This window comes from Rhodanobacter sp. 7MK24, from assembly GCF_014842995.1.
Classification (GTDB): domain Bacteria; phylum Pseudomonadota; class Gammaproteobacteria; order Xanthomonadales; family Rhodanobacteraceae; genus Rhodanobacter_A.
This window is the reverse complement of sequence record NZ_JACYXL010000004.1, coordinates 1-12,981: the sequence shown is the minus strand read 5'-3', so window position 1 is coordinate 12,981 and position 12,981 is coordinate 1. Positions and strand designations below refer to the sequence as shown.

The window sequence follows — 12,981 nt, the reverse complement described above, 5'->3', positions numbered from 1 at the left end:
CCCGCGCACCGTTGCGTGCCGCGCTGCCACGACGGGTCACGCCGGCTTCCTGCAGCAATGCTGCCGTGCGGCCTTGCCACTGCGCGTGGCGTGACCACCACGGCTAAGTCGAGGCCACGATGATGGCGAAGATCAATGTGTTCGTCTTTGCGGCGCATCACCTGGCCGGCAACATCGCCGCGCAACGGTTCAAGGGTCTGTTGAAGTATCTGGACCCGGCGAAATACCGGATCTTCGTATTCGCCCGCGAACCCGCAGCGGGAGTGAGCGCGAGCGCGTCCACGACAATGTCGACCGCCGACATCACCGTCTTCCCGTTGCCGGGACACTGTGTGGGCAGCGAGTCTTCTACCGCGGCCTCGCTGCTCACCATGGCGTCGGCCTTCCTGCGCCCGCTGCCGTTCCTGCTTTCCGGGAGCGCCGAACGCGGGCAGCCGTGGCTGGTCAACGCACTGGCGGCGGCCGATCGGCTCTGCGTCGAAAAACGCGATGCGGGCGAGCGCTGCGTGGCCATTGGCACGTATTCGCCGATCGACTCCCTGGTCGCCGCCGCGAGCCTGGCCAGCAGACATCGCATCGGCTGCCTGCAGGACTTCCGCGACGGGCTCGTATTCGAACCACTGGGCAAGCCCGGCTCGCTGCGGACCTGGGTGCGCAGCCTGGTCGAAGGGCGCGTGGTGGCCGCTGCCGACCTGATCACCTCGGTAAGCCCTCCCCTCGTCGCGGATTTCCAGCGGCGCTATCCAGGCAAGGCCGCGGCGATCCTGCCCAACGGCTACGACCCGGCCGACTTCGTCGCCGCGGACAAGCCCATCGATGACGATACGCGGGTCGCCGCCATGCTTGCCCGGCACGTCCCGGCCGGCGCACGACTGATAGGGCATTTCGGGCGCATCGGCGCCAGCGACGGATCGGCCTCGAAGAGCCTCGATTTCTTCGTCGACGCGCTCAACGAGTCCCCGGCAGTGGTGGCCGGCAATCACGTGATGTTCGTCGGCGAACTGACGGCGGCCGAGCGCGCGACGCTGGAACGGGCCAGATTTTCGGTCAGTGCGCCCGGGGCAGTCGAACGTACGCTGGCGCTCCAGCTCATGCAGCGCTGCGACAAACTGCTGCTGCTGACCGGCTCCCGTGCCAGCTGCGCCACCGGCAAGCTGTTCGAGTACCTCGCCGCCGGAGCGGACATCGTCTGCGTTTCCGGCGTGCGCAACGCGGCTACCGCCATCCTCGCCGAGACGGGAGCAGGCTGCAGCGTGCTGACCAGTGCGGGAGCATCGGCCGGCGAGGCCTTGCGCTCCGCGTTGTCGCCCCGCCCTGCCGACACGCACCGCGACATCAGTCCCTACAGCAAGCAGTCGCAGGCCGGCATGCTCGATCGCTGGATCTCGGACATGGTGCACTCATGAGCTATGCACACGATCCATCGTCGACATCGTCGGCAGATCTGTTCCTGCCACCGGCGGCGCTGTCCGGCGCTGGCAGATACCGGATCACCGTGGGCCACATGTTCCTGGGCACGGCTTTCCTGCTGTTGTTCCTTGCCGTGGTCATACCTAACTCCTTGCCGGTTCCCACCGCGGTGGTGATGGGCCTGGCGTTCCTGCTGGCGCTGCCGGGACTGCGCATCGGCAACGGCTTCAGGAACCTGCTGGCGATGTATGCCTGCACCGTGATCGTGACGATCGCCTACCTCGTCGTGGGCGGCATGCACGATGCGCCACTGCTCGCCATTGCCCAGGTGACGGCGATCTACATCCTTTCGCCCCTGGCGTGGACGGTCATTGCCGAAGCCTTGCTGAGGCGGCTCGGAGCCGAAAAGCTGATCGGCTGGTTCGTCCTGCTGAGCCTGCTTTGCGCCGTGAGCGTGGCCTTGTTCTTCTACCTCTACTTCAGCCGTGGCGCTGCGGCCGTGGCTTTCTTCTTCCAGGGCGCCAACATCAATCAAAACGAGGGGTTTTCCGGCGCCACCATGCATGTGTATGGCTCGCTGATCTTCCTGTGCGGCGGCTTCTTCAGTTCGCCCGAACTCATCAGGAGGCGATTGCTGCGGTTGACCCTGCTGGCGGCGCTGCTGATCTGCGCACTCACTTCCGGCCGCTCCGCGCTGATCCTCTCGGTGCCGATGGGCTGGTTGCTGGGCATGATGCTGGCATCGCGCACGACCGAAAGCCCGCATCGCTCGCCGCTCATCAGGATCATCCGCTATGGCCTGCCCATGGTGGTCGCGACGGTGGCCGCGCTTGCCCTGCTGCAGGCCTACACGAAAATCGACCTGAGCACAGTGTTGAACGTCGTCACGGACAAGCTCGCCTCGGGCGGCGGCATGGCCCGGGTGCAGATGGGGCATTCGCTGTTCGCGGGCGTTCTCGACAACGGCGGTCTGGGCTCCGGCCAGGGCGTCGGCGTCCCGTACGTCAGCGACCCCATCCATCCCTGGCGCTACGAACTGGTGTGGCTGGCCACGCTCTACCGGGTCGGAATACTCGGCACGGTGATCTACGCGTTGCCGTTTGTGCTCTATATCCTCATGGCGCTCCGGCTGGCGCTCATCCGTCGCCTTCCGACACGGCACAAGTTCATGTTCTGCGGCCTGGTCTGTGCGCTGCTCGCGACCAACACGAACCCCTATATCGAGGCCTTCGCCTTCCAGTGGATGTACGTCGTCCCGCTGGTGGCACTGTTCATCGAGTATCCGGAATGCCTCAGGAAGGCACCCGAATGAGGCGCCTCAAGGTGCTGCTGTTTTCCAGGTATTCGAGGCGGGGGCCAAGCACCCGGCTACGCAGCCTGCAGTATCTGCCCCTGCTGCGCGATCGCGGCATCGACGTGGAGGTGCATGCGCTGTTCCCCGACGCCTATCTCGAGAAGTTATATGGCGACCGCCCCGCCTCCGCACGGCGCATCGCCTGGCAATACTACGCCCGGCGGATCAGACAGACCCTGCGTCGCGACACGCACGATCTCGCCTGGGTCGAGGGCGAGCTCTTCCCCTATCTGCCGCACTGGCTCGAGTCGCTGCTCGCGCGCTCCGCCAGGCCGTACGTCGTGGACTACGACGACGCGCTGTTCCACAAGTACGACATGTCGTCCAGTCCGCTGGTCCGGCGCGTGCTGGGCCGCAAGATCGACCAGGTCATGCGCGGATCCGCCTGCGTGATCGCCGGCAACCACTACCTCGCCGCACGCGCCGCGCAGGCAGGTGCCACGCGGATCGAGGTCATTCCCACCGTCGTGGACGAGCATCGCTACACCGTGGTGAACCACGTCGACGAAGGGCGGCCGGTCATCGGCTGGGTCGGCTCGCCGGCCACCGAGGAATACCTGCTGGACAACCGCGACGTGCTGGAGCAGGTCTGCGCCAAACACAACGCCCGCCTGCTCCTGGTCGGACCGCGAACGGAGGTCGCGGGCCAGTTCGGCAGCCTGGTGCCAGAGGTGGTGGCGTGGTCCGAGGACAGCGAGGCCGACATGATCGCCCGGATGGATATCGGCATCATGCCGTTGCGCGACGGCCCGTGGGAGCGTGGCAAGTGCGGCTACAAGATCATCCAGTACATGGCGTGCGGCCTGCCGGTGGTCGCTTCAACGGTCGGCGCGAACGTCGACATCGTGCGGCACGGCGAGAACGGCTTTCTGGCGACGGGGACGGATGCATGGCGTCATGACCTCGAGCAGCTGATCCTCAGCCGGCGGCTGCGCACGCGCATGGGCCTGGCAGGGCGCGCGCGCGTCGAGAACGAATACAACGTGACCGTGCAGGCATCGCGGCTCGCGAACGTGCTGCACAGCGCGGGAGGCCACTGATGTGCGGCGTGGCCGGCTTCTGGCAGCCGGGTGGCGGCACGCGGGACTCCCTGCTGGAACAGGTGCGGTCGATGTCGACGCGCTTGATCCATCGCGGGCCCGACGACGGCGGCAACTGGTGCGACGAATCGGCGGGAATCGCATTGGCCCAGCGACGCCTGTCCATCCAGGATCTCTCGCCTGCCGGCCATCAACCCATGCTCTCGGCCTGCGGACGCTACGTCGTCGTGTTCAACGGCGAAATCTACAACCATCTCGACCTGCGCCAGCGGCTGCTTGCGGAAGGCGCGGCACCGGCGTGGCGGGGGCATTCGGATACCGAGACCCTGCTCGCATGCTTCGCCGCCTGGGGCGTCGAGCGAACCCTGCACGTCTGCGTGGGGATGTTTGCGTTCGCGCTGTGGGATCGCCAGCAGCGGGCCCTCACGCTCGCACGCGACCGCATGGGCGAGAAGCCGCTGTACTACGCATGGCAAGGCGATACCTTGCTGTTCGGTTCGGAGCTCAAGGCCCTGAAGGCGCATGCGGCCTTCCGGGCGGATGTCGACCGCGACGCACTGGCCTTGCTGCTGCGCCACGATTGCATCCCTGCGCCGTATTCCATCCACCGGGGCGTCTTCAAGCTTCGTCCCGGGCATCTGCTGCGCATCGCCGCCGATACGCCCCGAGATGCGGCACCCGAGGCGTATTGGCGCTACAACGATGCCGTTCGCGCAGGCCTCGGCAATCCGCTCCCGGGCTCGGACGCCGAAGCGATCGATGCGCTAGAGGAACAACTCGGCGCCAGCATCGGCGCGCAGATGCTGGCCGACGTGCCGCTGGGCGCGTTTCTCAGCGGCGGCATCGACAGCAGCACCGTCGTGGCCCTGATGCAGGCGCGCAGCAGCCGCCCCATCAGGACCTTCACCATGGGGTTCGGCGAGGCCGGCTACGACGAGGCCGCACACGCCAAGGCGGTGGCCAAGCACCTGGGTACCGAGCACACCGAGCTCTACGTGCGCCCCGACGATGCCCTGGCCGTCATCCCGAAGCTCCCTTCGATCTTCTGCGAACCCTTCAGCGACAGCTCGCAGATTCCCACCTTCCTGGTCAGCCAGCTGACCCGCCGCGAAGTGACGGTGGCCCTGAGCGGCGACGGCGGCGACGAGCTCTTCGGCGGCTACAACCGTTATCTCGGAGCCCGCACGACCTGGGAACGGATGCGGCGCCTGCCGCCGTTCGCGCGGACCGCCGGCGCCGGGATCCTGCGCTCCGTATCGCCGGATGCATGGAACCGGTGGTTCGAGCGCATCAAGCCGTTGCTGCCGAAGCGTTGGCACGTAGCCACACCGGGCGACAAGGCGCAGAAGCTGGCCGGCGTGCTTCCGCTGTCGAGCGGCCACGCTTTTTTCCTCCACCTCGCCAGCCAGTGGAAGAACCCGGGCGGCATCGTGATCGGCGCGCACGAACCGACAACCCTGCTGACCGATCCCGATGCATGGCCGGACACCAAAATCCTGGCGCAATGGATGATGGCGATGGATGCGCAGAGCTACCTCCCCGACGACATCCTGGTGAAGGTCGATCGGGCTGCGATGGCCAATAGCCTGGAGACCCGCGTGCCCATGCTCGACCACCGCGTGGTCGAACTGGCATGGCGCGTCCCCTTGCACCAGAAGATACGCGACGGCGAAGGCAAATGGCTGCTGCGCCAGGTGCTGTACCGACACGTGCCCAGGGAGCTGGTCGAACGGCCCAAGATGGGTTTCGGCATCCCGCTCGACAGCTGGCTGCGCGGCCCGCTGCGCGACTGGGCGGAAGCACTGCTCGACGAGAATCGACTGCGCCAGGAAGGTTATTTCCATCCGACACCGATCCGGCAGAAATGGAACGAACACCTGAGCGGCCGCCACAACTGGCAGCACCATCTATGGCCGGTGCTCATGTTCCAGGCATGGCTGGATGAAAACCGGGGGACATCGCCATGACGTCGCCGCGCACAAACCGCGCGCCCCGCCCTCCCGTTCGCGGACTGCCCGGTGCGCCCGCCGTCCTGCAGGAGACACACCCGTGAAAGCTGTCCTGTTCGCCAATACGGACTGGTACCTGTACAACTTCCGCCGCTCGCTGGCGATGTCGCTGCGACGGCAGGGATACGACGTCCTGCTGATTTCCCCGCCGGGGCCTTATGGAGCGAAGCTCCGCGCCCTGGGCCTGCGGTGGGAGCCCTTGCCGATGGCGCGACGCAGCCTCAATCCGCTGCGCGAAGCGGCGCTGCTATGGCATCTTGTCCGTCTGTTGCGGCGCGAACAGCCGGTACTGGTGCACGGATTCACCATCAAGTGCGCCGTATATGGCTCATTGGCGGCGCGGCTTGCCGGTGTGCCGGCCCGGGTGAATGCGGTGGCAGGCATGGGCTATGTGTTCACCAGCTCGCAGATGAAGGCGCGATTGCTGCGCCCGGTGGTGCGTGGCTTGCTGCGCCTCGCGCTTGGTGGTCGCGGCGCGCGGCTCATACTGCAAAACGCGGACGACGTCGCGTTGTTCCAGCAGGCCGGCCTGGTCGATCCACAACACATCCGCCTGATTCGCGGCTCGGGGGTGAATTGCGCGCAGTTCGCCCTGGCAACGCGTACGCGAAGCGCGGACGACGAACACCCGCGTGTACTGCTGGCATGCAGGCTGCTCTGGGACAAGGGTCTCGACGAATTCGTCAACGCCATCCGGCAGCTACGCCTCCAAGGCTGTTCCCTCCATGCCCTGCTCGCCGGCACGCCGGATCCCGGCAACCCTGCCACGGTTCCGGAAGCAACGATACGAGGCTGGGTAGCAGAGGGGCTGGTCACCTGGCTCGGTCACGTCGATGACATGGCCGGCCTGCTCGCTTCGGTCGATGTCGTGGTACTGCCGAGCTATCGGGAGGGATTGCCCAGGACGCTGGTCGAAGCCGCCGCCTGTGGACTCCCCTTGATCACCACGGACGTACCGGGCTGCCGCGAAGTGGTGACCGATGACGTCGACGGTTTGCTGGTCCCCAAGGGCAACAGCGAAGCGCTGGCGCATGCCATCCGACGAGTGCTGGAAATCCCCGGGCTCGCGCAGCGGCTGGGCGAGGCGGCCCGCCTCAAGGCGCGGACGCAGTTCGATGAACACATCGTCATCGAGCACACCTTGGAAGTCTATGCCGAATTGTGCGATCCGCTGGCGGCGCCGGCCGAGTCGTCCCCATAGAAATCCACCTTCGTGCCGTACGCATCCCGCCGCGACACAGCACATGCGCCGTTCGGAGAACCGCATCCCCGCCAAGGAATCGACTGCCGAGTTTGGCCGGGACACGCCTGCCTTCCCGCGGCCATACGCGATCGGAGACTCTGCCATGCCATCCTCGCCGCAAGTGACGAATGTCCTGGACTTCCTGCCCGCGACGGAACACGCCGCCCTCCGCACGGGCAACAGCTCGTACGATTGCACCAGCGGCATCCAGGCGGCCATCGACAAGGGCGGCAGCAAGGTCTTCGTACCCGCCGGGATCTATCCCGTAAAGCAACTCAACCTCAAGTCGGACATCGAGCTGTACGGCGATGGACAGACCAGCGAGCTGCGGGCGTACGACAGTTCGCTGGCCTGCGAATTCATGCTCGCCACCTATGTCCGCGATGGCGGCAGCGCCAATGTCGCGGACAACATGCGAAACATCCGTCTGCACGATCTCAAACTCAACGGACGCGTGGCGGAGTTCGGCTACCAGCAGTACTTCTATCTGCTCGCCGTCAACGCCACTTCGGACCTGACCGTCGAGCGGGTGAGCTTCTATGGCTTTCGCGGCGACGGCATGTATGTCGGCTCGGGCACGCTCCGCAGCACCGAACGCCACAACCAGCGCATCACCGTACGCGACTGCGTGTTCGACGGCGCGGTGAAGGACAACCGCAACGGCCTCTCCATCATCGATTGCGATCAGCTGACGGTGGAGAACTGCCTGTTCCAGAACATCGGCAACGCGAAACTCTCCCACTCGGTGGGCGGCATCGATTTCGAGCCGGATCACCCGTGGAGCGTGTATCGGCACGTGACCATCGCGCAATGCAGGTTCATCGATATCGACACCGTGAACACGGCAGGCATCACGTTTTTCAACGGCCGTCAGGCCGGAGACAACATCCACGACTGGGTCGTGTCCGACTGCCAGTTCAAGAATTGCTACTGGGGCATCGATACCGCGACGAAAGCCAAGACTATCGCGGATGTCGCCGACAACCTCTCCGTGCGCAACTGCCACTTCCTCAATTCGATCCGCGTCGACATCGCGGTCAACGGCCTGAGCGGCACGCAGGTCAGCGGATGCACCTTCCAGCGCTCGCCAGCGGGATCCGGACCGGGCGGCGATGCGGTCAGGCTGGGATCCTTCGCTTATCGGACCAGCGAAAACGCCATCAACACGGTGATCACGGGCAACACGTTCATCGGCATACGCCCGCAGATGGGAGCGATCGGCGTGCTTGGCGCCAACCGGGTGGTATGCGCAGGAAACGTGTTCATCGACATCTACGGCTCTTGCATCAACTTCGCCGAAGACAATACCCCGGACAACAGCCGGGACATCGAAGCGGTGATCATCTCCGGAAACAAGGTCAGGCGCGGCAGGGGCTCAGCACCCGGTGCCGCCGTGATGTCATTCCTCAGCACGAGCAGGCAGATGCGCATCACCCGCGGCAATCTGGTGGTGAAGCATTCCATCGAGTACGCCAACGACATCGAAAGCGGCGTAACCACGATCGCGGACGGGGCATCGATCCAATTGGTCGGACTCAAGTGAGCGCGGCCGTCCGATAGCCGCCGCCGCATGGTGCGGCGCCTCATCCACCCCAGCGCAGCAGATTTCGAGGCCCGATTGCCCGCGCAAGATCAACGCCGGTCGGCGCGCTCTACCGCGCGGCGGAATGCCTCTGTTTCGCTGCCTCCGTTCTCCGCCCGGTGGTCCCTGCCTCGCGCAGCTAGGCCGGAGGCCGCGGAGTGCCGCTCTGCCTCCAGCGAATGGATCTTCGCCCCCGGTCCCGGACGCGGGGCAAATGCGCCTTGCCGACGCGCCTCCTGGCGCAGCCACAAGCGCATGACTGTCGCCATGTAGACGCCGAGAATCAGGCAAAACGCCATGAGATTCGCGCCCGCCGAATGATCCACGCTGCTGACGATCGCACCGATCGACGCCAGGCCCGCCGCAAGCATGACGAGCGTGGCCAAGGTGGCGCGCGGCCCCAGGCCCGCCCCCAGCAGGATATGGTGGATATGGCCACGGTCCGGCTTGAACGGCGAGCGGCCCTCGCGCATGCGCCGGCACATCACCGCAAGCGTGTCGAACACCGGCAGCGCCACGCACCACAACACGTCGATCGGCGACAAATGCGTCTGCGGCAGCTGGCTCAAGCGGATGAGCGCCCAGGCCAGCAGGTAGCCGACCAGTGTGCTGCCCGCGTCGCCCAGGAAAACCTTTCCGCCCAGGAGACCGAGGTTGACGGCCAGATAGGGCAGCGTTGCCGCAGCCAGCAGGGCCAGCAACATGATGATCCCACGCAAGGAAGTAGGAGAAGCAAACAGGACGACGGCGGCAATGCTGACCAGGGTCAGACTGCCGGCAAGACCGTCGATGCCGTCCATCATGTTGAACGCATTCACCAGGCCGATGACGGCGACTACGGTCATCGGTACGCCAAGCCAGCCAAGCACCACGTCGTGGCCGAAAAGATGCCCCAGCGTGTGGATGTACACGCCAGTGCTGGAGATCACCGTCAGTATCACGATGGTCTGCGTCAGCAGACGATCGCGAACGCTGAGTCCAAAGCGATCATCCAGCGCGCCAAGCAGGGCAAGCACCGCGGCGGTTCCGAGCAAGACTCCCTCGAACCCGTGGAAGGCACCGTAGCAGGCGGCTCCTGCGACCATCCCGATGAAAATCGCCAGACCGCCCACCAGCGGTATTTCGCCAAGATGCTGCTTGCGGTGATCCGGGTGATCGACCAAGCCAAGCACTATGGCAAACGGACGCATAACAGCAATGGCTACCGCAGATGTGGATGCGGCTACCAAACCATCGAGAACCAATCGCAGTTCCAGCATGAGACCTTCGCCTCCTACCCATCTCGAGCGGTCCCCCAAGGTCCGCGCAAGTTCATGTTGTGGATGGTCCAGCCGGCGAGCGGCAAAGGCCTTGACAGCCTGCTATCTACGAACCGCGAATACGACTGGCCGATATTTCATGCATGCCTGGATCAATCCAGTAAAAATAAATGACACGACAGCAACTGCTATGAAAAAGGAAATGGCACTCACGCCGGGCCTTCGAACCTAGCATCTTTAAGATGACAAATCTTGTACAGCGTGAATGTCTTATTCAGACAAAACCGGTTTATATAAGCGCCGCATGAACCGCTTGTTCAAATGGTGTTTCGGGAGATCCAGCTCTTCCGTGATTTAGCGACCCAGATGCACGAATTGCCATGAATTCCTTAATCTCCAGACGGCTCCGCAAAAGCTAAAAAAAATTCGCCAGGGCCAAGATGCGATCAGGCCACGCCGTATAAGTGACCCATCCATGCCTCTTCAGGAAAGGTGGTGCAACACGCATTTCGATGCGATTGGAGCATCGGATTCCGTATGCGCCTCGCCCGTGGCCTCGACTGCGCCCTCGAACCTTGGCCATCAACACGCGAACGGCGGTGATGACCAAGGTTCGAGTCCAACCCGACGATGACCCGGCAGATTCAGGATCGCCTTAATGGGTCGCGCTGTAATTCGCAGCGGCAGCGCTGGTAACCAGAGTCGCCGAAGGCAGCAGCTGGCTCAGGAAGCGGTTCCAGCGGGTAATGCCGGCCGCGCCGACGAATACGACGTCGCCCGGCTTCAACTTGAAGCCGTCTCCGAGGGCGAATGCCGCCGGCGAACGTGCATCAAGCTGGAAGACCTTGGCCGGAGCGTTCTTCAGATCGTCCGCACCGCGAACGACATAGACTGCCCGGCCATTGGCCGTGACCGGATTGAGCCCCCCTACACGACCCAGTGCCTGGGTCAGCGTGATATAGGGAAGCGACCTGAAGGTGACCGCCTGAGGGCGCATCACTTCGCCCATCACGTACACCTCCTCGGAATCGTTGTAGGCAAGCAACAGACGATCTCCGGCCTTCAGGTAAATGTCTTTCGCCAGACCCCGGCTGTCGTACAAGGCGGCAAGATCCAGGTGGTAGTTCTGCCCATCGCGGTTGAGTATCAGACCCGACATGTTGGCCTGATCGGAATTGATGGTTGCCGTTCCGAGCGCCTGCCCCAAGGTCAACGGAACCGCTGTGATCGACTGTGGGTCGGTCTTCATGAAGGCGCCCTGGAACGTCACATGTTGGCTGTTGTAGCCGACGATGCTGACGTCCACCTGCGGCTTCTCCACATACTTCCCTATCTTCGATTCGATGGCCTGGCGCACCTCTTCGATGGTCATGCCAGCGACCTTGATGGAGCCCACATAGGGATAAAACAGGGTGCCGTCCGAGCGCACCAGGCGACCATTGGCCGCGGTCTGCTGTTGCGTGCCCGCCGGTGAAGTCAGTTCCGGGTGATCCCAGACGGTGATGTAAAGCGCGTCTCCCGGCCCGATGCGATAAGGACCCGGTTGATAAGACAGCAGCGCCTCCGGCACCGATGCAGTCAACATCGGCGATTGATTCTCCGCCAATAGCTGCGGAGTAATGGTTACCAGCTGTATTTGGCTGTTATCGGTCGGCGTGCCGCGAACCAGGCCCTGCCCGGACATATTTTGCCCTGGCGACCATACACAACCGCTGGCCAGCAACGCGAAGCCAAGAACGGTAAAGGCACAAGTCTTTTTCATGATCAACATGTCCTCGAATATTCGATTTGCCGGGAATAACTGAACAGTCAGCTGGCGGCGCTGCATAATCCCGCACTTGTATTTTTCGCCCGCACAGAAGCTCCTCGGAAGGCGAAAATCCGCCTTTCGATGGCAACCAGCCGAATCCGATCACTTAAATCAATTGCCGCGTAGAAAACCAGCCGCTGCGGGTGAAAGATCACAGCGCCACATTCCGTGATGCCATACAGGACGTGAAAGAAGCATCACAATCGCCAATCACATTTAGAAGCCGTACACCTAATTACGCCGTCAACCAAAAATCCCTTTATATCGGTCCCAACCTATTCCCTATTACAAAATATCGTGCACCCGGCGTCACCGTCATGACTACCTCGTCTGTCGGCTCCAGGACGTCGAGAACAGAATTTTCCAATTGCCCCGAACTTGCATGCAGCTGACCGCAAGCCGAGCGGGACGAGCCCTCTATTCCGGGCATCCATGTTGCTGACAAATTTTTGTCCCTAGATGACTCGCAGTGCCACCGCGCGCTCGATGCCCACGATGTGCCGAGAAGCCTGCCGTGCCATTTGAGGATCGGCGCGCCGAACCAGGACGGGTGCCACTCGCCGCAATTCACCGGTATTCGAACCCGATCGCGATGCCCGACGGCAAATTCCTGCCCTGTATCACATGGCGTGAAGTCCAGGCGCGCATATGCTGCGGTTTGGCACGATACTGGCTTCACGCAAGCACCCTCAGCAGCCCGTCCAGCCAAATCATTGCGGATGCAAAACACTATGGAAAACAACGAGAAGAAGCCGTTCTGGGGGAAAAATTCCCGCGGATTCTGGCTCATTGTTTGCCTGACGATCAGTGCGGTGGCGGGCTGGGCAATGTTTCAAATGGGCATTCTCCATTGATCCTGGATTAGGGCTCGGGCCGCAAAGCCGTTGCAAGCCGGTTCGTCGCGGCGCCAGGCGCTCGCGGGCGCACATCGAAGGATGGTCTGTGACGCATCGGCTCGATGGTCGAAGCGCGCTACGCATCCCGGCAGTCGCAAGTGCGGTGGATATGCGGCAATGACGCGCGCAACGAATTGAAGTAATTGCCGCCCAATCGAACGACATTGCACATTAACTCGAGATGACTTCATCTCGGCCGCAGGATCCTACACGTCCTCCGCACGATATACCTTCGCATAGTCGGCACCGCGCTCGCCCCAGCGCAAGCGTGCGTCCCCGTCGATCGGCCGACACGCGCTGCATGCGCATCAGACGCTACCCAAAACACCTCGGGATGACTGTATGCGGAAGCTGGAAAACACCCGACTCGCCATCGTG

At 63.5% G+C, this 12,981-nt stretch carries 9 protein-coding genes; 7 read left to right on the top strand and 2 right to left on the bottom strand.

The window, feature by feature from the left end; all coding sequences use genetic code 11:
• Window positions 1-122 precede the first annotated feature (122 nt).
• From IHE49_RS09275 to IHE49_RS09250, 6 genes are all read left to right on the top strand, one after another.
• A complete protein-coding gene (locus IHE49_RS09275; protein ID WP_192157150.1) occupies window positions 123-1,406 on the top strand; it encodes a glycosyl transferase in 1,284 nt (427 codons plus the stop codon).
• Window positions 1,403-2,722: a hypothetical protein gene (locus tag IHE49_RS09270; RefSeq protein WP_192157148.1), complete on the top strand. Its 1,320-nt coding sequence runs from the start codon at window positions 1,403-1,405 to the stop codon at window positions 2,720-2,722. The genes IHE49_RS09275 and IHE49_RS09270 overlap by 4 nt, the downstream gene beginning before the upstream one ends.
• An 11-nt stretch (window positions 2,723-2,733) precedes the next feature.
• Window positions 2,734-3,804 (top strand): glycosyltransferase family 4 protein, encoded by a 1,071-nt coding sequence (locus IHE49_RS09265; protein ID WP_343227563.1) that lies wholly within the window; start codon window positions 2,734-2,736, stop codon window positions 3,802-3,804.
• Complete coding sequence (gene asnB / locus IHE49_RS09260) at window positions 3,804-5,771, top strand: asparagine synthase (glutamine-hydrolyzing) (RefSeq protein WP_192157146.1); 1,968 nt, start codon at window positions 3,804-3,806, stop codon at window positions 5,769-5,771. The genes IHE49_RS09265 and asnB overlap by 1 nt, the downstream gene beginning before the upstream one ends.
• A gap of 82 nt (window positions 5,772-5,853) precedes the next feature.
• Entirely contained in the window at window positions 5,854-7,014 is a 1,161-nt protein-coding gene (locus tag IHE49_RS09255; RefSeq protein ID WP_192157144.1) for a glycosyltransferase family 4 protein, read from the top strand.
• A gap of 145 nt (window positions 7,015-7,159) precedes the next feature.
• On the top strand, window positions 7,160-8,599 hold the full coding sequence (locus IHE49_RS09250; RefSeq protein ID WP_192157142.1) for a glycosyl hydrolase family 28-related protein: 1,440 nt from the start codon (window positions 7,160-7,162) through the stop codon (window positions 8,597-8,599).
• 89 nt (window positions 8,600-8,688) lie between these two features.
• On the opposite strand, the gene IHE49_RS09245 is transcribed toward IHE49_RS09250, so the two are convergent.
• Window positions 8,689-9,897: an undecaprenyl/decaprenyl-phosphate alpha-N-acetylglucosaminyl 1-phosphate transferase gene (locus IHE49_RS09245; protein ID WP_192157140.1), complete on the bottom strand. Its 1,209-nt coding sequence runs from the start codon at window positions 9,895-9,897 to the stop codon at window positions 8,689-8,691.
• Between the two features lie 655 nt (window positions 9,898-10,552).
• A complete protein-coding gene (locus IHE49_RS09240) occupies window positions 10,553-11,581 on the bottom strand; it encodes a polysaccharide biosynthesis/export family protein (RefSeq protein WP_192157475.1) in 1,029 nt (342 codons plus the stop codon).
• A gap of 857 nt (window positions 11,582-12,438) precedes the next feature.
• Here IHE49_RS09240 and IHE49_RS18595 point away from each other — a divergent pair.
• A complete protein-coding gene (locus IHE49_RS18595) occupies window positions 12,439-12,561 on the top strand; it encodes a hypothetical protein (protein WP_255523419.1) in 123 nt (40 codons plus the stop codon).
• Window positions 12,562-12,981 lie beyond the last annotated feature (420 nt).